The following is a 25682-nucleotide window of genomic DNA, read 5'->3' on the forward strand; positions in this document are numbered from 1 at the left end:
GTAATAGCCCGGCGGGGCATAGTTGCCATTTGACGGCATCTGAACGTTCAGTCCGCCCGACGTTTGAGTAAACGGCAGTGACAACGCGCGGGTGTTTTGATCGAAGGAGTGGGTCACCGAGCCAGTGCGGATAAGGGATACGCTCCGTATGTTCGTGGCGTTGGGGGTCTGAACGAAGGTGCTGGCGTTGTATTGCACGGTGGCTGGAACCGAACTGATGGTGGGTCGGGCACCTTTGAACAGATACGGCGGTGAGTAGATCTGGTAGTTCGTCTCGTCGGGTACGCCGGGGTTACCGCCGCTGCCCGAGACGAAGACCCGGCCGTCGGGCAGGAGCAGGGCCGTTGAGTGGTAGAGACGTGGTGCTGTCAATGCGGCCACAGTGGTCCACGCGCCCGTAGCAGGACTCCAGATTTCGGCCGGCTTGACGGCTTTGCTTTCGTCGTAGCCGGACTTGTCGGTGCCACCTCCCGTGGCCAGGACCGTGCCGTCGGGCAGCGTGGTGAGGTTGACGAAGCTGCGGGGATACTGCATAGACGCGGTCGGCTGCCACGTCGGGTTGGGCAGGTTCATATCAAGCGTGAATGCAGAGTTGGATGAGGCGCCAGAAAATCCACTGTCGGATGCCGATCCGGCCTTCAGGAATTTACCGGGGGCGTAGTTGGTGATGGACGCGCCATCAATCAGGCGGCTGTCGATGGTGCTCCACTGCTGTGTGGCCACGTTGAGTGCGAGCGTGGACGTCGCCTGCTCAGAGGCACCAGCCTGTAGCACCCGCCCGTCGGGCAGTTGGTACATGAAGGGGTAGTAGGGGATGTTCTTGGTGGCCGTGCTCAGGTCGCTCCAGGTGTTGTGCTGGGTGTCATAGATCTCAGGAATCTGCACGAGGTCCGTGGCGCCGGTGTTCGCCCCGGAGGTCACGAGTACCCGGCCGTCGCCCAGGGTGGTACCGGTGGGGTACCACCGCGGGTAGTGCATGSGCGCGAGCACCTGCCAGGCCTCGGTGACGGGGCTGAATGCGTCGACATTTCGGATACCCAGTCCCCCGCTGGTAGCCGTTCCGCCGACGACCAGAATGCGGCCGTCCGGAAGTACAGCCTGCCCGGCGCAGAACAGGTCAGCGGCAGCGTTGGGCACCTGGATATAGCTGCCCGTGACCGGGTCCAACAGGTACTGCTGGCCTCCCTGGGTGAAGTCACCCTGAAAAGTCAGGACCTTCCCGGTATTGGTCAGGGCCGCGTGGATGGAAACTTCAGGCCACGCCTGGACTGGTCCCCAGGAACCGACCACCGCGGGGTCGTTGACGGAGTTGCTCACGGTAACAGTCACAGCAGTGGCCGTCGCGGTGTTGCCGGCGGCATCCCGGGCTACGGCCGTGAGCGCATGGGTGCCGCCGGCAACGGCGGTGGTGTCCCACGGCACCGAGTACGGCGGGGCTGTGGACTCGGCCGATAAGTTGGCCCCGTCGAGCTTGAACTGGACACCGGCGACTCCCTGATCATCACTGGCGGTCGCAGTCACAGCTATCGTGCCGCTGACAGTTGAACCATTGGCCGGGCTTGTGAGACTGACTGTGGGCGGCACGGTGTCCGGCGTTCCCGCCGGCAAGATCTCGATCAGCGACAGATTCCACCTGTCGACGGTGGGTGCGGTGTCATTGATCGTCACGGAAGCCGGCGCAGTCGTTGTGCCGGGGGCGGACTGGCGTTGTGTCCAAAACGTGTCGCACTACTGGCAAGGAACTCATCGACTTTGGTTTGGCCGCTTCCTACGGTGCGGGTGGTGGCTGTTGACCAGTCGTTACCGACAGCCCAGACCCATGAACCGGTGCGGGTTGTAGTCATTGTGGCAGTAGGCGCTCCGGTTGCCCCGTTGGCCCCCAGGACCGCCCCGTCGGTTGCAGTGTCTGCTCCTGTGAAAGTGGCGACGGTTATGGAAGCCTGGTACGAACCTGTGTGCGTGGCCGTCACAGTGGCGTTGGTGAGAATGCCAACCGCCGCGGCTTGCCAGACTTCGGCGGTGCCGTACTGAACGTTGGTCCTCTGGCGCAGGCGCCATGTGAGCCCGCCACCGGTGACGGAAGAGAATTGCTGGGAACCGGCGGTCGCGGGTCCATCCGTGGTCACGAATGCAATCACTAGTTCCCCACCCTGGCTGGTGGTGAAGACCGGCGAAACCACGCTCGTCGAAGCCGTCGACTGGTGCGTACTGACCACCGTGTCTGTCGCCAAGCCGCCCGCGGMGTGAGCTGGCGGAGACGGCAGGGAAAGGAACCCGAGCGCGACAACAGTAGCGATAGAGACTAAACACCCGATGTACCGCCGCATGGTTTCCTCGAGTTCCCTCGCAGTGAACGTTCGGAACATAGCCCTGACCGTGGCGTGATTGAAATACGCCGCCGGAGTCGTCCGGCCGCAATCACCGGCACAGCGGACCGATCGTATCCGGTCCGAGGCTGAGACATCACGAGTGGTTGCTACCTGTTAATGTCGCCGATGTACCCGTAGGCGGCTCCGGCCGGCCGGAGTCCGGCAGCGCGAGCGTAATCGTCAAAATCACGCCTGAGTGGATGACTTGGGGGTCACGGCGTCCGGAGCGGTGGGCCAGTTGTCGCTCTACGAAGTGGGCAACCAACTAGAGATGCTMCGTKATTGCAGCTGTGATGACCAGGCCGGCGATAGAAGCAGGGAATTACGAAAATGCCTGTCCAACGGCCTCACCGGCCCCTTGAAATCTGTGGAGCTAAGGAGATTCGAACTCCTGACCTCTTCGATGCGAACACGGGATAACGCGCGTTCACGGCACCTCACTAAATTCGGCTCTGACGTGCAGGAACACCGCCCCGGCTTCACCAGCGATCACGGACCATCACGATCGGTTCACGCCTGTTCACTCTCAAAGTGTTATGCAAAGTGTTATCCCGACGTGGTCTCGGCACCTGATGCGCAATCCGACGCCCGTCGGCGAAACGGCCGCATAGAAACCAATATGACAGCAACTGAGAGCACGACACACGGGATCCAAGGGATGCCCCAGGAATTCATGACACGGGCCGAGGCCGCGAGTTATTTGCGCCRGTCACCCGGAACACTGGCCAACTKGGCCACACAACGCAAGGGCCCCGCGTACTACCGTCAACTGGATGGCGCAGTGGTCTACGCAATCGAAGACATKGCCGAGTGGCTGTCGTCGCAACGAGTAGCACCGAGGGMGGCATAGTGGCCAATCATCACACGCCGCCCGGGTCATGGGGGCAGATACCTCGGGCCAAGAAGCAAGCTGACGGCCGATACCTGGCCCACGGACGGTACAAGACGCTGGACGGCAAGCTCATCCAACGCTTCCGCACGGGCACGACACCGCGCAAAGCCGAAGGCGCCGTTCTTGCGGTATTTCAGACGTTGGCTGCGGAGGACAGCGCTAAAGCGAAGGCCGCMAAAAAGAAGCCGATCCTGAAGCTTCAGCAAGGATCAGAAGTACCGTTTGCCCAGATCGTTGAGAAGTGGATCTCGTACATCGAGGCCGGCGGCCAAGAACTGCGTGTCAGTACCGCCTATGAGTACGCCAGGATTGCCAGAGCTGACATAGTCCCGTCTCTAGGAACTCTCACGCTGGCCGAAATCGACGTGAGCACTTGCGCCAATTTCCTCCACGACATCATCGACGGTGGCCGGTACTACGCCAAGGCCGAACATAACCGTGTGATCCTCTCCAACATCCTGACCTGGTGCGCAGGTCTGGGCCTGATTCCCGGCAACCCCGTAAGACAGGTTGCCTCCCTGCCTCRGCCTCGCAAGAAACCTGTTCAGATCGTTGAAAAGGAAGACATGGCCAGTGTTCTCATTGYAGTACGCAAGCATGGGGAAGATCAGTTGCAGGTAACGCGCCCAGGACCCCGACAGAACCTGGACGTCCCCGACGGAGTGGAACTGCTGCTGGCCACTGGAATGAGGATTTCAGAGCTCTTGGGACTGAGGTGGGAGGACGTCTGGATTGACAATCCGGAGCACGGCTACTGGGTTCAGATCAATGGGAAGGTCGGATGGGAGAAAGGGCAACCCATGCTCCGCCACGACTACGGAAAGACGGGCGATAAGATTCTCGATCTTCACATAAGCCCGGAGGTGGCAGCCATGCTCCGTGCACGGAGGGCCAACGAGCGGCGCGCGAACCCCTTGGGCGCGATCTTTCCGGCGCGTGGTGGCAAGTGGATGCAGCTGAATAACTTTCGCCGCCGGTGGCGCAAAGTCCGTCAGGAGCTCAACATCGCCTACGACCTTCCCGATAACGAGGAATTCGTGGGGCGAAAACAGGAACGGCGAGCGTCATGCGACATAACRACTGCAACACCCCATACTTTCCGGCGCTCTGTCKGCACTTTCATCGCCGAAACGGTGTCGATCGACCAGGCCGCTCAACAGTTAGGCCACAAGCGAACTGCCGTGACGATACGCTCGTATCTGCGGGAGCGGCAGGAGGCACCGGACAGCAGCGGGCATCTCGCAAGCGTCATGTACAAACGCGACAAGGAAGCGGACTCCTAGTTGCATCCGGCGTCAAAAAAACCACCGACACAAGTGAGGAGCTGTACTCAACGCTTGAGAACATCGGGCCGCTCGCGGTTACCCTATAGCTATCCCCACCGTTGGACCACCGCAGGGCGGCCATCAGCGGGATACGAATCGACGACCCCCGCTTATCGCGGCGGAGTATCCCGGGTGCTCCCGGTGGTGCCTTGAACCAACCTATGACCAGCGATTTCGCAACTGTTGATGTCCAAATCGTACCCGCGCGTTCCCTGCAGTTCCCGTTGAAAGCGTGTCGTAAACGTGTCGTATCTGTGTTGTTTTCGTCAACAGCAATGCCGACCATCCATTGCAGAGGAGATCTGTCAGCGATCATGTGGAACGACCCACTAGCTGTACTGCCCAGGGACGTTGGTTGGGTGAATGTGAAGACTCGCTGGAGTCGTTGAGTGATGGGTGAGGACCTCCGGTTTCACAGTGGAGTTGCTTTGACAACCGCTGAGGCAACCAGGAGGTCCTCAATGTCCCACGCTAATGCCGCTTTGACTCCACGCCAACGATTGCGGGTCGCTCGTCTGGTCATAGACCACGGCTGGCCGGTTTCCCGTGCCGCTGAGCAGTTCAACTGTTCCTGGCCCACGGCGAAACGCTGGGCTGAACGCTACGCCGCTATGGGTGAGGCGGGCATGACTGACAGGTCATCGCGTCCGCACAGTATGCCGAACAGGACCCCGCAGCTGCTCGTCCGCAAGGTCGTGCACCTGCGCTGGAAGCAACGGCTGGGACCGGTCGCGATCGGCGCGAAGCTGGCGATGCCGGCCTCGACATGCGGTCCTGGTTAGGTGCCGGCTGAACCGCCTGCACCACGTGGATAAGCGCACCGGCGAGGTCATCCGCCGGTACGAACACGACAGGCCCGGCGCCATGATCCACGTCGACGTCAAGAAACYCGGCAAGATCCCGGACGGTGGCGGCTGGCGCTACGTCGGCCGAAACCAGGGCKACCGGAACCGTGCAGCGACACCGGTCAGGACCGGCAGCCGCAGCCACCCGGTCATAGGCACTGCCTACGTGCACACGGTCATCGACGACCATTCCCGGGTTGCCTACGCGGAGATCCACGAAGACGAAACCGCCGGCACCGCAGTGGCMGTCCTGAAAAGGGCAGTGTCCTGGTTCGCCGCCCGCGGTATCACGGTCGAGCGGGTCCTCTCCGACAACGGCCCGGCCTACAAATCGCATCTCTGGCGCGACACCTGCCGTGAAATGAACATCAAGGCCAAGAGGACCCGCCCCTACCGGCCGCAGACCAACGGCAAGATCGAGCGGTTCCACCGCACCCTGGCGGAGGGATGGGCGTTMCAACGCTTTTACCCCACAGAATCAGCCCGCAGAAACGCGCTCCCGGCTTGGATGCACCACTACAATCACCACAGGCCCCACACCGCAATCGGAGGCCAACCGCCTATCAGCCGTTTAACTAACMTGCCTGGGCAGTACAACTAGCGGGCGCGAGTCTGGATCGATTTGGTGGCCCATTAGACGAGGATCGGCGTCGCCCTTCAGTGGGTAGGCGCTTACGACTGGCCCTCACCGCGCAACCGCCCCTCTCCCCTCAGCGCGATCTGGACACCCCGTAGCTGATGAGCCACTGCGCGCCGTAGCCACCAGACGTCGCCCTGGGAAAGCAGCCTGGTACATTGGCGCGGCATCAGCGAACTGACAAACTCTAATTCTCCTTCAACTCCCCATTCCACCCATCGGCTGGTACGTCATCGAGCCACGCTGAGGKAATTATGGATCCGACCTTATTGACCATGTAGCGAAAGACATAGTCTGACCCTTGCTTGCCGGCGGCTTTGGCTACGCCAGATAGAGAGACGAACAGTGAGGCTTCGCTGTCGGAAAAGCCGGCGGAGATCAACGGGTKGCACTCCCCTTCCATTGCCAAAGAATCCAGCAGGCGCTCCACTGCGGGTACGAGGAAGTCCGAGCCGTTGGCGTGCGTCGTGAACAGGTGTGGGGCACCCACGTCGAGCAACTGGCCGAAGCCGCTCAGGAGGTCGTTCCGGGTCTGTTCTTTCCTCCTGAGCTGCCCTCTCGCTTCCTCGGTCTGTGTCCCGTTCCTCTCCCGGGCTTCATGTTTCTGGTTAAACAGGTCGTAGTCGGAGACTGACCGCGTGTACTTGGCAAAGAGGTCGGAGAATGCCGGGGAATTCTGAAGTCGCGCGGCCAGTCGGAGCGCTTCGAATTCCTGCCAGGCATCATCCAGTTCCTGTGAGCTGATGGAAAGCGCTTCTTCGAGGACGGGCGCCAGGTAGCCGTGGATCCGGTTCGGAGGCATGCTGTGTTCTGCGTAGAGCCGGTCGGCAGAGAGAAGCGATCCGTAGTACTCGCGCCCGTCGAGAAGCCCCCCTGGGCGGCTCATGTTCAAGAGACGCGCCAGCACTTCATGGCGGTGCCMAGCAAGGGCGGCAATCCCTGCCGCATAGTACAACGCTGCGGCCGAAAAGAGCTTGAGATTCAGATGCCAGACCAAGCCTTCGGCCGGAGTCGGTGCTGCTAGTMTACGGATCTCGTTCATCCACCACGTATCGGTCAGGGGTGAACCCCAGTAAGCCAAGGTGGCAGTGAGCGCCGCGGCTACGGTGGTCGCCTCTTCGATGGCCGCTACCACCTCAGGCTTCGGAGTCATCGGGAGATTCGTCGATACGAAATGCGGACCTTCGTGCACCCGCACGATTTCGCGTTTGAAACGGTCGTGGACCGAAATTGCCACGGCCTTGCCGGCGAGCTCCCGCTTGGCCGTTTCCACGGCGGCAGCCACTAACAATGGATGGCGGGCTTCCCGGGCTTTCATAGCCCGCACGGCGTCACTGAGTTGGCTGAAACCCTGATCGGCGCTGATGCGGATGAGAAAGCCCTTCTTCTCCTTGATCAAGGCCTGGGCTTCCTTGCTGGCCTCATGCGGCTCAAACCAGCCCATAGTCTGCCTGGCCGAGTACTTGCTCCGGATAGCGTCACGAACCTGAGGGTCATAAACGCCCGACCACCCAGCGATGATCAGACCGTACTCACGCACAATCTGCTCCAGGAGCTCCTGCCGTGGGGGGCTGTATGCCGCGAGCTCGTYGTACGTGTTCAGCATTGAGCTGGGATCCTGGTACTCGCCGTGTAGGTGGATGACCCGGCATCCTTGGGTGTGCAGGGGTTCCATCCCTTCCAGGCTGGCATTGGAGGAGAGAATGACTGGGTCGATTCCCTGAGCTCTGATCGCCTTCTCAATGAGGTGGTCGAAGTTCAGCGTGACGATGACTTTCACATATCCATCTGCGACAAGACGGGCGATGGCATGGTGGGCGTCGGTGGGCTCTTTKAGGCCACTTTGTCGCTCTTCTTCTGTTTGTTTKAAAATGTCCTGCAGGATKCTCTTTCRCTCCCACGGCGTGGGCGCCAACCGTTCCAACAGTGGCTGATACTCGGCGTCGTTGCCGTAAGTCTCCTCGTACCAAGCGTTCGCGTCTTTGATGTCGTCGGGGTCTTTCCCGGCCTGGAGAGCAACCATCGAGGTGAGCTTTTGGCGTACACCCACGCGGTAGGAATCCCGCTTGCAGCTGAGACCCCAGAGCCGATCAACAGAGCGAACGATCCCGGGCTGGAGTAAACGGAAAACGCTAGGGTCATTAGGTCGTTCTGGGTGCTTCTGACAGTCATGCACATACGCTAGCGCGCGCGAACCTGCCCGGCGGGATCGTGACGTCTTCGGTCCAGTTCCAGCCTGACACGTCGGAGTCGGGGCGGAAGACCGGACCAAGGACGGCCCTCGCCTAAGGTGGGTCCATGAGCGAACCCAGCGAACTGCCCGGAGTCCCATCCCCGCTGAAGGGGTGGATTGAGGAGCACCCCCGCGCCAATGCCATCAACGGCCATGGGTTCGAGCTGAATCTGGGCTTGTGGAACCGGCAGATGGGGCACCTGCGTGGTGGCCCGGTGGCCAGTAGCCAGGGAGAGAATGACCGCGGACGAATTAGCCGCGGGGATTTGTTCCGTCTGGCTGCGGCGGCGCGCGATGATGAATCGGGCGTCGGTGCGCTGCGGCTCTTCTGGCACATGCTCGTATGGGGAACAGGTACTGCGCACCGCAACACCCCAGGACGTATCCAGTCCTTAGACGCAGACCAGACAAAGGCTGGTCTGCTTCTGCACAATGCGGCCAAGCGATCAGTCACGGATCCGCGCGCCGCGTTTCTGTTGATGCAGCCCGGGGGGAACGCCCTGAAACATCTCGGCCCGAACTTCTTTACGAAATTCCTCTATTTCTCAGGCGGCGGGGCGGTGGACCACCCTTGCCTCATCGTCGACAAGCGCGTCCTGACCTCCCTCTTCCGAGAAACGGGAATGAGGGTGTTTCTCCCCCGGACCACGAACTACGGCGTGGGCGTCTATGAGCGCGCGTTGGCGGTGATGCATTTCTGGGCACGGGAACTTTCCACTCCGGATCGGACGGTGGGGGCAGACGAAGTCGAACGGTGGGCTTTTGCCACCGGAAAGGCCCAGCCGGCAGAGAAGGACCCAAACGGCGAACGTGATCAAAGCTAGAGAAACTCCGCAGGGCTTACTTAGCGACCGACTTCCTAGTCCCCAACTGGGCGAGCACATCTCTTCGCCGGGAGTTCGACATCTACTCCGATGGCGAGCAGACCGGTCAGCACCGGTTGGCTTTTCGCCAGAAAAATGTCGCCTTCGGTTCTGCCCTCCGCTGCCAGCCGCAGACTCTTGACCGACAGACCTGCGGGGGCGGGGCGGCGTAAATAGTGTCCCTCAAACGTTAATCAAGTAGCCCTTTCAATTTCCGCTAATCAGGGTCAGCCGTGGGACACAGTGGTTTTAGAACAGGGCAGTCTGCCCCTCGACCACATTCCGCCAGTGAGCCGGCCGGTCGCGGGCAATCCAGGCGCAGTCGATCGAACAGAACTTCCGGCCCTTGGCCCACATCTGGTCAGGGATGGTGAACGCTTTGCCACAGCGAGGGTTGAGACAGGTCTTTTCTAGAACCTTGGCTTCCCTAGCCGCAATGGAGCACTCACGTGAACAGAACTTCCTTGTACGGGCCTCGTGTGCGCGGACAAGGGTGGTTTCCCCGCACTTAGGGCACGTCCACAACCGTCGCGGCTCGCGACGAGTTACCTCGTCCTCGGCCCGCCCATCCCTAGGGGCAGGATGGATGAAGCGGGCCTGCAGCTTTACTCGCGGAAGCGGCCAGGTGCCTCCTTTGGAGTTATTGCAGTGCTTGCAGATGGGTCTCAGGTTGGAAAGGCAGTGCGAGCCGCCTTTGGAGATCGGCTTCACATGATCATCCTCGGTGGCCCCAGCGATGCCGCACATCCAGCAGCGGCCGCCCCAAAGCGCGAACCTGGCTGCCTTCTGGGCCGGCGTGAACTCGACCAGGATTCCACCCGGTGCTGCCTGATAGCCGTAACGCCGGCGCCGGTATGCGTCCTTATTGTCCTCGTAATAGCTGCGGCTGCACGCCTTGCACTCGTTGGAGAGTCCGTTGCGGTTCTTCCGCTCCCGTGTGAACTGCTCCTCCGGCAGGATGCGCAGGCACACTCTGCATGGCGCCAGGGAGTCCCCCGTTTCCGCCTTCAACTGCTCGAGCTGCAGGGTGAGATTACAGCGGTCTGAGCAATGAGGGTCACCTTCTGCGCGGCGCTCCTCCGGCCTGATCTTCGAACAGACTGCACAGCCCCAGGCTACGAACATGCACGCCCGGCTGCAGAAGTGCCGGTCTTTGGCCAGGCTGGCCTTGAGGTTGAAGGTGGTGCCACATTGCTCGCAGACGACGTCACGACGGCCGGCGGCAGTCCGGCATGCCACGGAGCAGAACCGGGCAAGCTTTTGACGTGCCAGCGTCTGCTTCCCTTTCATGGTGAACGGTTCGCCGCACTGCTCGCATGGCTTATAGATGCGCTGGTGCGCCACGTGGTCCCCCTCCGCCCGGCTGGCCTGAATGTATCAGGTGGTGTCCCTCTTCTGTCGCAGAATGGCTTTTACTTTCTGGCCAGGCGCCGGGCCTCGTCCAGAATGGAACGTGTTGAGTCCGTATCGCAACCCTCCGGTTTTGTCTCGGGCGGCGTAAACCCCTGTGGCCAGATGGTGGTGGCATCTGCACATGTCACAAGTGTGACTTCCGTGGAGATTTCGCCTCTTTTGCTGAAGACCTGGCCAGTCACTGTGCTTTTCCAGATGTTGGACTCCAACACGGAGCCGGTTAAGTCTGCTCCACGAAGATCAGCTCCGCTGAAGTTCACACCGGTGAGATCGGAGTCATGGAGCTTTGCTCCGGAGAGCTTGGCTTCACGGAGGTCGGCGTTGACGAGATGTGCTTGGTAGAGGTCAGCGTTCGACAGCTCAGCCCCGCGCAGATCGGCGTTGTCGAAGGTAACGAAACTCAGGGACGCGCCCGAAAGCTTGGCGCCCGAGAATCGCGCGTCTGAGGCGTCCGAAAAGTAGATATTGGTGCGGGTCAGGTCGACGTCGGCGAAGCTTGCCTTATTGAGGGCTGAGTTCACGAACGTGCTCTCAGCCAGAGACGCCCCGTCCAGATATGCCTCACGGAGAGTCGCGCCGTTGAAGTCAGCCTTGTTGAGCTTCAGACCGCGTAGGCTCTGGCCCTCCAGATCTATGTCGGTAAAGGGCTTCGCGGACGCCTCGTCGGARGAACGATCCCGTACGAACCTTAAATTCTCCCGTCGGTCGGCTTCATCAGCCATGCGCTCCGCAACGACTCGCTCCCGCTCCGACCTCTGGTCATCCACCACGCTCTGACTGATGAGAGATCCCACGGCGACAACTGCACCCGAGATCAGCCCCACCAGCACTTCGCGCCACCAGTTCTCACGATGTTGGCGAAGGCTCGACGCTGGAGGCCGGGACGGCCTTGGAGGTAGCGCCCCCGGTAGACGATTCATGGTTAACAGCCTAAGTCCGGCKGTGTCACGAGGACGTGAGCGCCCTTGCCACGTATTGACTTTCTTCCCTTCTGAAGCAGGTTTAGAAAGCAAAGCAAGGTTCGCCTKGTGTATGTTTTCGCCGGGCCGCAACGCGGCCGCCGCGGCGACAGCAGGACGGCGAGGGCACGTGGCAAAATGCGGTGAGAACCACCACTACAGAGGGACACGCTATGGCAGCAGAGACACGCAAGCTCGGCTTCGGATATGGCACCATCACCGACAACGGTGACGGCACAGCCTCCTACAGGAAGCCGGTCGAATTCACACAGGCCTTCAGGGTCCGAATCGCCGACGTCACCGGCTTCTCCGTTAGCAAAGGTTCCAAAACGCTGGAGCGGACGCTGCGGATCCTTGGCAGAKGAACAGAGCTGGCTTCCGTCAGCGTGAACCACGGGGTAGCGGAGAAGATCGAGGCCTGGTTCCGGGCACACCCGGACTTCGGTTCAGACGCAGGGCAGGCCGCCCATGAGCCGGCACCACCGGCTGCGGGAGCAATTGCCGGCCGACTGATCGCCGACGAGCTGACCAAGCTCGCCGGGCTCCGTGACGCCGGCATCCTCACTGAGGACGAGTTCGCGGCACAGAAGGCGAAGCTGCTCGGCTAACGCTGCACCGACAAAGGCCATGGAAAACTCCGTGGCCTTTTCTGTTGGTGTGAGAGGACTCCCGCGTTGGTCACTCAGGAACCGGGCCCGGCCGGCTACAGGGCAAAAGCTACATCGAGGGTGACAACACCTCCGGACTGCCGCCAATTGCCGCAACTGTACGAACACTGATCTCAAGGCTCGTGACAGCGCCGATAAGTCGTTCGAACGCGTCGGTATCTCTGCCGTCATGTGCCTGGTTGCGTCCATTGGCTTCTTCAACGGCGGCGGCGGAGCTGTTCTCGGTCTGCTCCTGCCCTTGGCTGTTAGCGTTGGTCGTCAGTCGTCGCCGTCTTTAGGGACGGCGAAGTTCCGCTGGCTCAGCGACCGACCCAACGCGGCCCACGGCGCAACAGCTCCAGGCCTGGCGGGGCGGCAACCCTGCCGAACCGTCCCTACACACCCACGACGCCACCAAACGTGCCGTCGGGGTCTTGTTCCAGTTCATAGAACCGTTCGCAACCGTCACACTTCTGTCTAGGAAATATGAACGCGGTCTTCTCGTCACAGGTCGGGCACCGCACTGCATCAATTCCGCATTCAGTACATGTGCCAGCTTCGATGACTTCGCCCGAGTCTTGCTCCCACTTGTTCCAATCGATCTCGCCAGTTATGCAGTTCACATTGGGGCAATCGCCGAACTTGGGGAATCCAACTTCTGGAACGACTTTCCGCCAATCGGGAAGCCTGGGCTGCGTCGCCTTTAGATCACCGAGCGAGATCTTCGGCTGGGAGGCACCATTTGCCCTGGCKAGAGCAGGCCCCGTTACCCCTTCGAATGAGTACAAGATCCCGCGATCCACTCCGATGTCCTCAAGCTTTCCTGCGAACTCGTCGATCTTGCCGATGCCTATTTTCTTGGCGTACTTCTTACACTCAATCGCGATAACGATCTCCTGCCCCGCGACTATCCCTTTCACGAGAACGTCGATCTGGYGGGGGGTCTTGCTGATCTTTCCGGGCAGATTGACGTTATGCTGCACCGTGGCGTCCGCGTCGAGGGCTGCGGTGTGGTTCCTTACATCCGCTTCGTAGATCTCCCAGAGCTTCTTGGTAGGTTCGGCGATCGCATGTTCATCGTCGGTTGTCGCTTCTTCTGTCTTGTCGTTCACCGCACCATTCTGAGGCATTAGTCCGTTGTTCCCCATCCCGGAGCCGCGAGGGCATGTCACCCATAGGACTGGCTGCGGTGCGTCACCGGTGGACGCGGCCCCGGTCGTCCGCTTCAGGAACCTTTGCCGGGCACGGGGCACGGGGCACTGGGCACCGGAAGATCATCTTGGGACTCGACACTGAGACGAAGAATCGGCCCTCGGGTCAACAGCGCAGGGGCGCTAAACCAAGCCTTGCTACCTGTCCCGTTTCTGGGTCATTGCGTGCTAATAGGCGGCCTGCAAAGTCTTGCACCCTGTGGTCAGAACGGCAGCTAAAGTGCGGGTACATAGGCGGTCCGCGGCGGGCCCCTCATGAACACGCGCCCTTGGCGGCACAGCCGCACCAAGAAACGACGTCACCTCCGGCCGAGCATGTGGCATCAGGCAGCTCATTGGCCAAAGACGACGAAGGACTCATTGGCAACCCCGTCCGTTCGGCCGCCCGATATGGGCTGCTAACCGCCGTCGACCATTTAGGGCTCATCGCAGACCTAGCCAAGGACGAACTGACGCTGCGCCCCAGCGCCATCTTCACCCCGGCGCGTGCCGCTTTGCTGGGTTCCTCGCAAGCTGTCTGGATTCTCACGGGGAGGAGGCCACAGCGAATCGACCGCAGCCTTGCTGTCGCCCTTGGCGAACGCGTCCAACATCGGACGTTMATTCGAGACCACCTGAACGATGGATACATCAGAGACAACTTAGGTGCCGGGTTCATCGACGATCTGCGCAGAGTCGACGCCGAGCTAACCGGCGAAGTCAACCGGCTGAAACTCCTTCGCAAGGACACGGCCTATTCCGGCAACTTCGACACGACAAGGATGATGCGTGAGGCCGCTGCCCACTTGACCAAAGCAGGCGAAGTCGACGACGAGTGGATGCGATTGGCACTGTCCTACGAGTGGCGGGTCGCCAGCGCTACGGCTCATGCCCGGTCCTGGCCGATGCAGGTTCGCAAAACGGAGGCCCTCTCTGCACGGGGCGTCGACGTCCGGCGCATGACCTCCAGTGTGGAGGAGTTAGCCAAGTCAGTGGGAGTCGCCGTGCTAATGACCAGTGAAGCGTGGAGGCTTTGGGACCTCCGTCGTGAGAAGCACACTAAGTGACGGATCTTCCGGAGACGGTCCAGCGCACCCGGCGGATGACGGAGTCCACACGCGACAGATTGACTGGACTTCATGTTCGCCGTGCGGCCAACATCGGATCAGCCAGCTGTCGGTTTCCTGCCACCGGAAGAGTGGCGGCAATCACCGTTTTGGCGGGACTGCCCCTTAGAAAGTCGCCCTTTTGCCCGCGACTCTGAGAACCCGCCAGCGCCGCCATCCGGAACATCACGGCCGCGCCACTAGGCTGGTTCCCATGCAAATCGACGGACCAAAGCCTCGTCCTGACATGGCCCCGTTTGAACTCGTCTGGCCGCCTGCTTTGAAGAGGCCCGCAACCCCGCCTACATTGCTGTACTTGGATCTCAATCACTGGATAAACCTCGCAAAGGCGAAACTCCAGCGCGGAAGCGCGGCCCGCTACCAAGATCTTCTCTACCAATGCCGACGAGCCGTCACAGAAAAGCGGATTCGAATCCTGTTGTCGGCCCCATTGGTGGAGGAGATCTACGCAATACAAGATCCGCGCCAGAGGAACGATCTGGCCAACCTCATCGAAGAACTAACTCATTTCGAGTACATGGCCAGCCTTGTGGACGTTAAGAAACTCGAACTGCAGGCAACCCTGGATGCCATGACTAAAACGCGTGGCCTGGCGTTTTCACCCGTCCCTCTGGTTGGTAAGAGCCTTCTGCATGCCTTCGGCAGGGTAGGTGGGCTGCGTCGGGTGGATGCCGATGGTTTATCCGTCGAGCGCAACACCCTCGATCCAGAGCTTCAGGAGCGGCTGAGAGCCTTGGAACGTCAGGCCGAGCGAATGCTCATTGCAGGGCCGAGCGATGAGGACCTCCCGGGGATGCGAGAACGAGGATATGCACCCGAGGTCCACCGAGAGTCTCTTTTCGGCAACGTACGAATCGAGCAGCACTTCGCGGATGAACAGMTTAGCGAAAGTTGGCGCCGCGGACGCTTGAGGGATGTGTTGGCCGGGCGCGAGGTGAATCTCGAACTCATCGACATGCTCACTGCCGAGTTGACGGCGCGGGCCATGACTCTTAGTGATGTCGTGGACAACCTCACAGATGCCCGAAGGCTGGTACTGAGCATGCCCAGCAGCTGCGTGACCGTTGAGCTGAAGACCCACTATCACCGCGACGCAAAGAAACGATGGTCAGTCAATGACCTCCACGACATCAGTGCCATGTCGCTCGCGGTGCCATACTGCGACATCGTCTTCACCGACGCAGCTGCAAGGAATGGCTTAGTACGAGCAAAGCTCCATGAGCGGATGAACACGATCCTGCCGAGAACTCCGGGAGACCTGGCAAGCATCCTAAAGGACCTCTAAGTTCAAACGCCTGGCTCGCTTGACCTCGCTGCCGGCCCGGACTGTAGGCAACCGCATGCCGCCATGTGCGTGGTCACGTTGAGCCGTTCGGGTCAACCAATGAGGCAAGATACTTCTCATGGGTTCCACAACTTTCGAAGACGTCCTTGACCGCTTGTACTTCAAAGCCATCGACCAGAAGGACAAAGGAACAAGCTTCGAACGCCTGATCAGGCGCTACTTACAGCTCGAACCCAAGTACGCGGACCAGTTCTCCGATGTGTGGATGTGGAACGAGTGGCCCGGCCGGAACGGCAAGGTGGACACCGGTATCGACCTGGTCGCCCGGGACCGCTACACGGGAGAGCTCACCGCCATCCAGTGCAAATTCTTCGACCCGACGCTCACGCTGCAGAAGGGGCAGATCGATTCCTTCTTCACGGCCGCCGGCAAGACTGACTTTTCCTACGGCATGGTGGTCTCCACCACGGACAAGTGGTCCAAGCACGCCGAAGACGCACTGGAGGGCCAGTCAAAGGAGATGACCCGGCTGCGGCTCAAGGATCTGGCCGAATCGACTATTGATTGGTCCGAGTTCGACGTGGACCAGCCGGAGAAGATGCGCCAGCTGGACCGGAAGGCTCCGCGCAAGTACCAGCGGGATGCCATCGACGACGTCGCCGTCGGCTTCAAGGCCGGCGACCGGGGAAAGCTGATCATGGCCTGCGGCACGGGTAAGACGTACACGTCGCTCAAGATCGTCGAGGAACAGGTTCCCGTCGGCGGAAGTGTGCTGTTCCTGGTGCCCTCGATCGCGCTGCTCCAGCAGACCCTGAACGAGTGGACGGCGCAGGCCACCGTCCCATTGCGGCCCCTGGCCGTGTGCTCGGACACCAAGGTGGGCCGGCGCGAGCACGAAGACGTCTCCGTCCACGACCTAGCGTTCCCGGCCACCACAGACCCGGTGAAGCTGCTCAACCGGGCACGCATCAGCACGGGCCAGGAAGCTGTCACCGTTGTTTTCTCGACCTACCAGTCCATCGACGTCATCGCCCAGGCCCAGAAGGATGGCCTGCCGGACTTCGATCTGATCCTGTGCGACGAGGCCCACCGCACCACCGGCATCACGGAAGCCGACCACGACGATTCGACGTTCGTACGCGTCMACGACAACACCTACATCAAGGCCGCCAAGCGCCTTTACATGACCGCCACCCCGCGGATCTACGTGCAGGAGTCCAAGGCCAAGGCAGCCGAGGACAACGTCGCCGTCTACTCCATGGACGACGAGGCCGTCTACGGGCCCGAGTTCCACCATCTGGGTTTCGGCAAGGCCGTGGAGATGGGACACCTGGCCGACTACAAAGTACTGGTCCTGGCCGTCGACGAGGAAGCCGTCTCCCGGTCCTTCCAAGGCCTGTTCGAGGAGAACGGAGACCTAAAGCTCGACGACGCCGCCCGGATCGTCGGCTGCTGGAACGGACTGTCCAAGCGCGGGGTCAACGGCCAGCGGCTTGAGATCGCGGACGCCTCGCCGATGCGTCGCGCGGTGGCCTTTGCCCGCAACATCAAGGAATCGAAGAAGCTCGCCGCCGAGTTCGAACTCAAGCAGCGGGAGGTCCCGTCCGGTCTGCCTTCTAAGTGAAGCAAGCGAAGCAGATCATAGACGCCGAGGTCGCAGGCACACTCAACCCGGGATTTGAAGGGCCTCCAGGTCTCGAGTCCCTTCCGCCGGCGCTTGGACGGCCTTGGCGGAATCCACGATGCGCCTGACTGGTGAGGCCAGCAGGACCGATGCCCGTCGCCAATGATGTTCTGTGAATTCGATCCAGGCGACCGGCCGAGACATGAGGTCGTGAGCGGCGGAGACTTTCCGCGCAGGAACTGGACCGTGGGGCTTGTGCTTGCACGTCCCTGCCCATGACCTGATCCGCCCCCGCTGTTCTGCGGAGCGGGAAAGCCGTGGCCTCACCGGCCACACCGTGTCCACACCTATGTGAGGCCAGCAAAATCCGCGCCAGCGCTGGGAAGTAGGGCCCCCATAAGGGGGTGGCCTCACATTTAACTCTTTTAAGAGATATATGAAGAGAGGTAGGTATATATATGCGGGCTTTCCCAAACTAATAACACCTTTCTCTCTTGTATATATCTTGTTTTCAGTGCGGACAGTGAGGACGTGAGGACAAGGCCGTGAAATTCCGCGGATTCTAGAGGTTTTTCGGCTGTCTCGGCGCGGGGTCTGGTGCGGACAGGGTGAGGCCAGGGTGAGGCCGCAGAACGTTTTTGTGCGGCCACGACCCAATATTTGGACATTCCTGACCTTCCAGCGCCCGGCGCCCGTGGACCTGCTGACGCGGCAAGATCCGCTCCTTCAGACACTCGAGGCTTACGCGCAGCTAAATCTAGACATCCAGGACTTCTGCGCGGTTGACGAGCCCGAGGCCCTTGCGCCTCAGCGCCTCAGCGCCTTGATGCCCGCGKGCGACCCTATTACGAGCATTCCCACGAACAGATTTTTCATGACGAGTTGCTGGAACTCTCCAACGAGAAGGGGCACAGCGGCCGGAGGGGACGTTTGACGTCATGCAAGATTACGAAACTTGCCTCCGYGGGCAGGAGGGACGGATCAGCAGCCACTGTTCGGGCGTCGAGCTCGATGAGCGGGAGTCCCCGAGCAGCGACAACACTCTTTACTGTCTCCATGCCCTCCGCGCCAGCGGCGGCGGTCTTGCAAGTTGCCACCGTCATCATTGCCCAGGCACCCGGGCTGCCAATCGCGAGGGCGTAGGTCAATTCTTCGGACCACGCTTTCAGGGTCAAGTCCATACGCCCACCGTATTGGAGCGGCCTGACACCATGTGTCCTAGATGCTCAGCCGGGCCTTCATATTCCAAGCACCCGTTGCATCACTCGCCCCCGACCTCTACTTCGGCGAACTCACCCCGCGAGACCTTTTCGGCCACGCGGCGGTACGCCCAGTCGATGTAGGCCTGCAGGTCGTCGATCCCGGTACGCCATTGGCCGCGGCCTCCGACCTGGAAGCCCCGGAGTTCTCCGCTTCGAAGAAGGGACCTTATGCCGCGTCGCTAACGTTCAACACTTCCGCTGCCTGCTCGACGGTGAGAAAGCGCGGCTGCTTACGGGGCTCCTCGTTCATGGCTACATCGTATGTGTGCCACCATCCCATCTTCCGAGCGCCAGCGACTGAGACGTACGCGAACAGACTCGCAACTTCTTGAGGGATTTTGAGACAACAACATGGACCGACATGATGAGACGCTTCCGATGGGGACTCACATGATGTTGGGCGCTTCACGCCCGGGACTCTCCACCTATAGTTCGTGAGACCCGGCACGGCACACCGGATGCCTTTCAGCCTTCCGCTTGGCTTCGGGTGCCGGGCCGGAGTGCCAGGTAGGCGCCGATGGCGATCAGGCCGAGCGCAACGAGCAGAACTGCCACCTGCGGAAATGCGCCGAAATCGGAAACGGTGCAGCCCCCGTAGTTCGGAACCCAGGGCGATCCGCAGTAGTAGTCAGTCGCGGGAGAGGAATAGGCCGGAAGCTGACCGGGGACGTTTGGCTTTGAAAGAGAGACAGCTTCCACGTGCTTGCTGTGGGGAACGAGGCCGCAAAGGACGCCGGCCACCAGAAGGGCCAGGCCGACCGCCCCGAGTCTGCCCGCGGCTGTCAGGCTTGCCTTGCCCGGGGCCAGTGCCGGCTCGCTGGCCGGAAGGCCGGCGGGAGCACTAACATGTGAGGCCTGACGCCGGAGAGGCGGCGGCTGGTTGAAGTCGGACGGTACCTGGCGGCGGGGGGTGTCATTCACGGGGACTCTTTCGTGCGAAGAATGCATGCTGGGCTTTACCTCAGACCTTACATTTGTCGCCCACAGCCTTCAGGTCAGGTCAGGTCAGGTCAGGGCGCGGCGCAGGCCGCCATCATCCACCGCAAGCTCTCCCAGAGGGACGAGGAGATCGCGGTGCTGAAGCGGTGCTGGCCACGTGCCCGGCGGCATACTGGGACGGGTGCCGGATCGCGGAGCGCCTGGCCAAGCTGGAAGCCGTGTCCTGACACTCCGCGTGGCTAACCCCGGGTCACCCGCTTGCCCGACACTGAATCCACGCCAGCCAGGGTATTCCACGCTAGTCCCGTCAAATAACCTGGACTGTGGCCGCGGAGGTCTTCGACTTGGTCGTGTAGCCGGCCTTGGTGCCGGTGACGGTGACCGTGATGGTCTTGCCCGCCTGGGCCGTCGTGAGCTTGTAGGTCGCGGCGGTCGCGCCGGTGATGGCGATGCCGTTGGCCTTCCACTGATAAGTCAGGGTCACCGGCGCCGGACCCCAGATGCCGGGAACCGCCGTCAGGGTGGAACCKACTTTCGCCGTTCCCGTGATCGTCGGAACCGGAGCCGGCCCGAGCGAACCCGCAACGACGGCGGCCGTGGCAGCGGAAGTCTTCGACTTGGTCGTGTACCCGGCCTTGGTCCCGGTGACGGTGACCGTGAGGGTCTTCMCCAGCTGGGCGGCGGCGAGCTTGTACGTGGCGGCGGTCGCGCCGGTGATGGCGACGCCGTTGGCCTTCCACTGATAGGTCAGCGCCACCGGCGACGGGCCCCACGTACCCGGGACAGCCGTCAGGATCGAGCCCACTTTCGCCGTACCCGTGATCGTCGGCACCGGCGCCGGCCCGAGCGAACCCGCAACGACGGCGGCCGTGGCAGCGGAGGTCTTCGCGGCGGTGGTGTACCCGGACTTCGTACCGGTGACGGTGACCGTGAGAGTCTTGCCCAGCTGAGCCGCGGCGAGCTTGTAAGTGGCGGCAGTCGCGCCGACGATGGCGACGCCGTTGGCCTTCCACTGGTAGGTCAAGGCCACCGGCGCCGGACCCCACGTTCCCGGGACAGCCGTCAATGTCGAGCCGACCTTCGCCGTGCCCGTGATCGTCGGAACCGGCGCGGAGAGGCAGGAAGCGGGGAGGGTGCCATTTGCGGGGACGGAAGTGGTGTACCCGMCGCCCGAGATGCTGTCCGAAATGACGACAGGTGTTCCGGCGGCCTGGCAGCTGTAGTTCATGCTCCATTTGAGCAAGGTCTGAGTCTGAGTTCCTACCGCGTCAGGGAAGTATTCCGCGAATCCTGGCCCGAAGCATCCTTTTCCGGACGTGGTCGTAGTCTGCGCCGGCCATTGCGATACCGGCGGCGATGTGTACACCTTCCCTCCGATCGTCACAACAGCGCTCAGGTCCGACGGCGGCGTCTGGATTGACGAGAACGGTGCGCACCTCGAGTCGTTGTATACGGTCGTTACCTTCTGGGGGAACGAGTAGGTCACCGTCCCGCTTCCCCCGGTGGTCCCGGGAGTGATGATCCCGGAGAAGCCGCCACTGGCGCTGGCGCTTGCGGCKCTAAGGCCAGTGACGAGGCTGGTCCCGAGAAGGGCTGCACCGAGTGCGGCAGATGCCCATTTCCTGATGTGCGCGGATTTGTACGACAAGAGTCCCCCATATTGGTCGATGCAAAATTCATAACCCTCTGATGCCCGTCACGATGGTGCCTCTTCAACCAAGCGCCGCGTCGAGTTGGCATCATCAAACAACTTGGACGGTGGCGGCCGAGGTCTTCGACTTGGTCGTGTAGCCGGTCTTCCTGCCGGTGACCGTGACCGTGATGGTCCTGCCCATTTGGGCCACGGCGAGCTTGTAGGTTGCTGCGGTCGCGCCCGTGATGGCGACGCCGTTGGCCTTCCACTGATAGGTCAGCGCCACCGGCGCCGGACCCCACGTTCCCGGGGCCGCGGTCAGCGTCGAGCCTACTTTGGCCGTGCCGGTGATCGTCGGCACCGGCGCCGGTCCGAGCGTGCCGGAGGCAACGACTGCCGTGGCCGCGGAGGTCTTCGACTTGGTCGTATAGCCGGCCTTCGTGCCCGTGACGGTGACCGTGATGGTCTTGCCCGCCTGGGCTCCGGCGAGTTTGTAGGTGGCGGCAGTCGCGCCGGTGATGGAGGCGCCGTTGGCCTTCCACTGATAGGTCAGCGCCACCGGCGCCGGACCCCACGTTCCCGKAACCGCGGTCAGTGTGGAGCCCACCTTCGCCGTGCCGGTAACCGTCGGCGCCGGAGCCGGGCCGAGCGTACCGGAGGCAACGACTGCCGTGGCCGCCGACGTTTTCGAAGCGGTGGTGTAACCGGCCTTGGTGCCGCTGACGGTGACCGTGATGGTCTTGCCCACCTGGGCCGCGGCGAGCTTGTAAGTGGCGGCGGTCGCGCCGGTGATGGCGACGCCGTTGGCCTTCCACTGATAGGTGAGCACCACCGGCGCCGGACCCCAGGTTCCCGGGGCCGCCGTCAGGGCCGAGCCGACCTTCGCCGTGCCCGTGATCGTCGGCACCGCCGTGGAGAGGGTCGTGCACGCGGTCGGGAGGGGGCCATTGGCAGGAATTGTGTCGGAAGTCGGGTAAGTATCCTGCGATGAGATAGTTCCACTCACCTGAGTGCCMGGAGCGCGGCAGGAGTAGTCAATACTCCACGACAGTTGGTATTCCGCCACCTGGTAAGTCACTCCGGAGATCGTGTTCCCGGCACCGTCTTTGCATGTCACATTATTGAAGGTGTAACCGTTGGTATGTATTCGGTTCCACTGCGTTAAAGCTGGTGCTTTATAGACATTTGAGCCGATTGTAATGGAGGAAGCAGCGATGTTCGGGTTGGAGTATTTGCMGCCCTGACCGCCGCACCGCGTATCGCTGTAGGTGATGACTGCGTAGCTCGAACTGCCCTCCGTGACTMTCACCGTGCCCGATCCGCCCGTCACGCCCGGTGCCACGTTCAGGTAACCCGGGAAGTTCACTGAGGCATTAGCGGCGCTAAGGCCGGTGACGAGGCTGGTACCGAGAAGGGCCGCGCCGAGTACAGCAGATACCCATTTCCTGATGGGCGCGGTCTTGTGCAGCAAGGGTCCCCCAAATTGCTCGATGCGAAATGCGTAACACGCGTGATAATAGCCGGTGGGACAATCTTTGGACATGGCGGCTCTTGGTTTATTGCCGTTGTTACGTCGTCAAAACGGCTGGGCCATGCCATAAAGGAGGCCCTTGCGCGGAGCATCGACCGGGTGAGGATCGATACGCTTCCCTCCTAGACTGGCGGCATGACGAACACCCCGGAGCTCTCCGCCCTGAAGGCCGCCATCACGCAGCGGCTCAACGCCCACGACCTGCTCGGCGTCATGGACCACGGGGCGCCCGAGGACGAGTACGACCCGGAGATGGAAGACTTCGCCGCGCTGATGACCGCCGGMGAGCCCATCACCCCCGAGGTCGTGGCCGCCGTCTGGCACAAGTGGTTCGGGGACAGCCGCGGGGAGACCGCGGGAGAGGTGGAGCCCCCGACGTCGGCCATGGTGGCCCTGGCGGCAGACCTGCAGGCCATGCAGGACCGTTCCAAGGACAGTAGCGTCAGCTGAAGAGCCGCTTGATGACGCCTGCGGCCTCTAGCACATCCGGGTGCGTCAGGCTCAGCGGCACCGGGTCGTCGGCGACKCGGAGGCCCGAATACTGKCAGTGGAAGGAGGCGTCCGCGTGCAGGGACTCCGCKATGTCCTGGGCACGCTCCCGGTCCAGGAACGGGGTCCGGTCGGACCGGAACGGGCAGTTCCCGCAAGGCCGCTTCAAGGCGAAGGGGCGGAAGGTGGCGTCGGCTGTCATGGGCGCCATGTGTAAAGAACGGCGGGTTGCCGTCATCGCGCCGGACAAAGCGCCTGCTTCGCAGTTAGGCTCTGCTCTGGGGGAACAATCATCTGCCCGGCGTCGCCGGAAGCACAATCCCCCACGACTTTATCCAGCTGGGGGATGCTTGAAAAACAGAACGATAGTCGGGGCGCGGTCGAGCACTGGTGGCGCCACTCGAAGGCCCTTGGCCGCAGGGGTGGCCGCAATAGCTATCGCGCTGGGAGTCCTCGTGCCGGCCCCAACAGCCCTGGCGGCCCAGCCGGAAGCCCAGGCGTCGCCGGCGACCGTCGCGGTCCAGTCGTCAGCCCTGCCGACAATCAATCTTGAGCCCGGCGCCGGGAACACCGCCACCATCACCATKAACAATGGCGTCKGGCACAGCGTGCGACTGGTGGGGACCATTGGTGGCGAAGACGTAATCCTCTGGACGGCACCGTCGGCGGTCAGCACCGCCCAGTACACGGTGATGGCGACCTACGCCATCAAGCAGACCGGCCTGATGTTTCTTCGGGCGGAGGCGATGAAGGACGGGTCGGCGGTCGCGCAGAGCTCCAGATACACGTTGTGGCTTCAGCCTGCCGCAACCCCGGCGATCACCATCTACCCGCTGTCAGAGAACACGGACCCGATCAAGCGGTTCTCCTTCTCAGTCGAGGGATTCACCCGGGCGAAAGTATCGCTCCAGCGACTTGATGCCGGTACCTGGACGACGGTGGCCACCACCGGTGTTCTGACGGCAGATGAACCCACGCTTTCCGCAACCCTCGGCTCGGAAGGCACGGCCGTGTTCCGGGGCATTCTGACAAAGGACGGTAAAACGATAGCAACGTCGTCCACGCAGAAGGCCACCTATGCCCGCCAGGCCACGTCGGTCTCCGCGAATGTGCGRTTCGGCGACGAGGACAAGCATGTGCGTGCCGGAGCACAGCGATCCGTGACGTACGGTTTGAACGGTCCGCTCGGCGAACKCCGCGGCGCGTTCCAGGTCTACCGCAACGGGTCGTGGGCAACACTGCAGGCTGTCCGCTTCACGGCAGCCAATGGCTGGAGCGCGCTGCTCAAAACCCCGTTGGTCAGCGGCACCGTCAAGCAAAGCTACCGGCTGGCGATAAAGGCTACACCCCGTGAGAAGGCCTGGGTGTCCCCGACGACCGTCATCGAGCACCTGAGTGCCCGGGACTATGACACATACTTCACAAAGACCGCCGCCAATTACATGAAGGCTTACTGCCCCAACCAAGCGATCGGTCTCATTGACGGGCCCATCAGCTACACCCACTACCCCGCGTATGTCATCAGCATGGGCCGCGGCGTCCAGATGGGGCTTCCCCTGCAATTCGCGTCCCTGCACGAGTGCGGTCACATCCTCTCCTTCCGGGTGTACTCGAAGGACGTTACCAAGCTGTACGCGCGCATGAATACGATCTTCGGCAACAAACCCGCTGGCATGGAGCAGCTCGCCGACTGCATGGCCTATGCAATGGKCGGCACCAAAGGCCTAGGCTTCTACACCGCGAATTGCTCCGGTGCGCGCGGCGACGCCGCCAGAAAGGTCCTCGCAGGCAAGAAACCCTGACCCCAGCCGGGGCTTTCGGCCTATGCCGCCTGGCTCCGGTCGAAGGTCGCACCGGGCACGATCTCCCAGTTGCCCGGTTCGTGGACGAGGCGGCGCACGATGCCGTAGTTTCCGGATGCCAGCAGGATCGGCGCGTCGGACAGTGCAGCTTTGGCTGCGTCCAGGGAGCCGTGGGGGACGATGTCGTTGCGGCGGGGCAGGAACTTCACGCCGTACTCGAAGTAGGGCACTCGGCCTCGAACTGTTCCTTGGTCAGCAGCAGGCCGGGGCCGGCTTCGGGGATGCCGTTCTCGATGCGCTGGACCCGGTACAGGCCCTTGAGMGGGACGATAACGATCTCGTCGTCGCGGCGCAGGGTGACGTTGCCGTCGGCGTCCTCGATTTTGCCGCCAGATCCCGGACCCCGATCCGCCAGAGCCCGCGGCCGCCGACMCCAGGAACGTCGAATGGCGGGGCAGTACCAGCGACCAGGGCGGCCGGCGCGGCGGGTTCGTCATGGCTGGCCCGTCCTCGGCGGAACCCTCGGCGTGGACAACCCTCGATCCGTAAGGGGTGAGCTGGAAGGCCGCGGCCCCGTCGATCGTGATGTCCCAGTGGCCGTCCCCGAAATACCGGAA

At 62.0% G+C, this 25682-nt stretch carries 19 protein-coding genes and 1 pseudogene; 10 read left to right on the plus strand and 10 right to left on the minus strand.

Annotated elements, in window-relative coordinates; genetic code table 11:
- Nucleotides 1-1668: Ig-like domain-containing protein (locus tag AC1DBQ_RS10865; protein ID WP_476928507.1), on the minus strand; the 1668-nt coding region annotated here is incomplete at its 3' end.
- A gap of 450 nt (nt 1669-2118) precedes the next feature.
- On the opposite strand from AC1DBQ_RS10865, the gene AC1DBQ_RS10870 reads away from it, so the two are divergent.
- The 3 genes and pseudogenes from AC1DBQ_RS10870 to AC1DBQ_RS10880 all read left to right on the plus strand — a co-directional run bounded on the left by AC1DBQ_RS10870 (nt 2119) and on the right by AC1DBQ_RS10880 (nt 6032).
- The gene (locus tag AC1DBQ_RS10870) at nt 2119-2247 is read left to right on the plus strand and encodes a hypothetical protein (protein ID WP_476928508.1); all 129 of its coding nucleotides are present in this window, start codon (nt 2119-2121) and stop codon (nt 2245-2247) included.
- 971 nt (nt 2248-3218) lie between these two features.
- On the plus strand, nt 3219-4544 hold the full coding sequence (locus AC1DBQ_RS10875; protein ID WP_476928509.1) for a tyrosine-type recombinase/integrase: 1326 nt from the start codon (nt 3219-3221) through the stop codon (nt 4542-4544).
- Between the two features lie 503 nt (nt 4545-5047).
- Nucleotides 5048-6032 (plus strand): annotated as a pseudogene (locus AC1DBQ_RS10880) (IS481 family transposase).
- A 223-nt stretch (nt 6033-6255) separates the two neighbouring features.
- Here the strand turns inward: AC1DBQ_RS10880 and AC1DBQ_RS10885 are convergent.
- Complete coding sequence (locus AC1DBQ_RS10885; RefSeq protein WP_476928510.1) at nt 6256-8091, minus strand: SIR2 family protein; 1836 nt, start codon at nt 8089-8091, stop codon at nt 6256-6258.
- A 275-nt stretch (nt 8092-8366) separates the two neighbouring features.
- Between AC1DBQ_RS10885 and AC1DBQ_RS10890 the strand changes: the two genes are divergently transcribed.
- The gene (locus AC1DBQ_RS10890) at nt 8367-9125 is read left to right on the plus strand and encodes an 8-oxoguanine DNA glycosylase OGG fold protein (protein WP_476928511.1); all 759 of its coding nucleotides are present in this window, start codon (nt 8367-8369) and stop codon (nt 9123-9125) included.
- A 288-nt stretch (nt 9126-9413) separates the two neighbouring features.
- Here the strand turns inward: AC1DBQ_RS10890 and AC1DBQ_RS10895 are convergent, their stop codons facing one another.
- A complete protein-coding gene (locus tag AC1DBQ_RS10895; RefSeq protein ID WP_476928512.1) occupies nt 9414-10508 on the minus strand; it encodes an HNH endonuclease in 1095 nt (364 codons plus the stop codon).
- Between the two features lie 68 nt (nt 10509-10576).
- Complete coding sequence (locus AC1DBQ_RS10900) at nt 10577-11299, minus strand: pentapeptide repeat-containing protein (RefSeq protein ID WP_476928513.1); 723 nt, start codon at nt 11297-11299, stop codon at nt 10577-10579.
- A 410-nt stretch (nt 11300-11709) separates the two neighbouring features.
- On the opposite strand from AC1DBQ_RS10900, the gene AC1DBQ_RS10905 reads away from it, so the two are divergent.
- Nucleotides 11710-12144 (plus strand): SHOCT domain-containing protein, encoded by a 435-nt coding sequence (locus AC1DBQ_RS10905; RefSeq protein ID WP_476928514.1) that lies wholly within the window; start codon nt 11710-11712, stop codon nt 12142-12144.
- A gap of 434 nt (nt 12145-12578) precedes the next feature.
- Here AC1DBQ_RS10905 and AC1DBQ_RS10910 read toward each other — a convergent pair whose 3' ends face one another.
- Complete coding sequence (locus tag AC1DBQ_RS10910; RefSeq protein ID WP_476928515.1) at nt 12579-13295, minus strand: restriction endonuclease; 717 nt, start codon at nt 13293-13295, stop codon at nt 12579-12581.
- A gap of 434 nt (nt 13296-13729) precedes the next feature.
- On the opposite strand from AC1DBQ_RS10910, the gene AC1DBQ_RS10915 reads away from it, so the two are divergent.
- From AC1DBQ_RS10915 to AC1DBQ_RS10925, 3 genes are all read left to right on the plus strand, one after another.
- Nucleotides 13730-14440, plus strand: a complete 711-nt coding sequence (locus AC1DBQ_RS10915; RefSeq protein ID WP_476928516.1) for a hypothetical protein — start codon at nt 13730-13732, stop codon at nt 14438-14440.
- Between the two features lie 253 nt (nt 14441-14693).
- Nucleotides 14694-15785 carry a hypothetical protein gene (locus AC1DBQ_RS10920; RefSeq protein WP_476928517.1) on the plus strand — a complete coding sequence of 364 codons (1092 nt, stop codon included), beginning with the start codon at nt 14694-14696 and terminating at the stop codon, nt 15783-15785.
- A gap of 118 nt (nt 15786-15903) precedes the next feature.
- Entirely contained in the window at nt 15904-17409 is a 1506-nt protein-coding gene (locus tag AC1DBQ_RS10925; RefSeq protein WP_476928518.1) for a restriction endonuclease, read from the plus strand.
- 1727 nt (nt 17410-19136) lie between these two features.
- Here AC1DBQ_RS10925 and AC1DBQ_RS10930 read toward each other — a convergent pair.
- From AC1DBQ_RS10930 to AC1DBQ_RS10940, 3 genes are all read right to left on the minus strand, one after another.
- A complete protein-coding gene (locus tag AC1DBQ_RS10930; RefSeq protein WP_476928519.1) occupies nt 19137-19592 on the minus strand; it encodes a hypothetical protein in 456 nt (151 codons plus the stop codon).
- Nucleotides 19593-19917: 325 nt separating this feature from the next.
- The gene (locus AC1DBQ_RS10935; protein WP_476928520.1) at nt 19918-20838 is read right to left on the minus strand and encodes a hypothetical protein; all 921 of its coding nucleotides are present in this window, start codon (nt 20836-20838) and stop codon (nt 19918-19920) included.
- Nucleotides 20839-21352: 514 nt separating this feature from the next.
- Nucleotides 21353-22150 carry a hypothetical protein gene (locus tag AC1DBQ_RS10940; protein WP_476928521.1) on the minus strand — a complete coding sequence of 266 codons (798 nt, stop codon included), beginning with the start codon at nt 22148-22150 and terminating at the stop codon, nt 21353-21355.
- 759 nt (nt 22151-22909) lie between these two features.
- On the opposite strand from AC1DBQ_RS10940, the gene AC1DBQ_RS10945 reads away from it, so the two are divergent.
- On the plus strand, nt 22910-23224 hold the full coding sequence (locus tag AC1DBQ_RS10945; protein WP_476928522.1) for a hypothetical protein: 315 nt from the start codon (nt 22910-22912) through the stop codon (nt 23222-23224).
- On the opposite strand, the gene AC1DBQ_RS10950 is transcribed toward AC1DBQ_RS10945, so the two are convergent.
- Nucleotides 23217-23465 (minus strand): hypothetical protein, encoded by a 249-nt coding sequence (locus tag AC1DBQ_RS10950; RefSeq protein ID WP_476928523.1) that lies wholly within the window; start codon nt 23463-23465, stop codon nt 23217-23219. The genes AC1DBQ_RS10945 and AC1DBQ_RS10950 overlap by 8 nt on opposite strands.
- Nucleotides 23466-23685: 220 nt before the next feature.
- On the opposite strand from AC1DBQ_RS10950, the gene AC1DBQ_RS10955 reads away from it, so the two are divergent.
- Entirely contained in the window at nt 23686-25065 is a 1380-nt protein-coding gene (locus AC1DBQ_RS10955; RefSeq protein ID WP_476928524.1) for a hypothetical protein, read from the plus strand.
- 20 nt (nt 25066-25085) lie between these two features.
- Here AC1DBQ_RS10955 and AC1DBQ_RS10960 read toward each other — a convergent pair whose 3' ends face one another.
- Complete coding sequence (locus tag AC1DBQ_RS10960; protein WP_476928525.1) at nt 25086-25295, minus strand: hypothetical protein; 210 nt, start codon at nt 25293-25295, stop codon at nt 25086-25088.
- Nucleotides 25296-25682: the final 387 nt, after the last annotated feature.

Source organism: Arthrobacter sp. 10T413_2 (assembly GCF_056394205.1).

What these genes read in the sequence shown, in the direction of transcription:
- AC1DBQ_RS10890 (WP_476928511.1), top strand. Translation starts at nt 8,367, where the DNA reads ATGAGCGAACCCAGCGAACTGCCCGGAGTCCCATCCCCGCTGAAGGGG.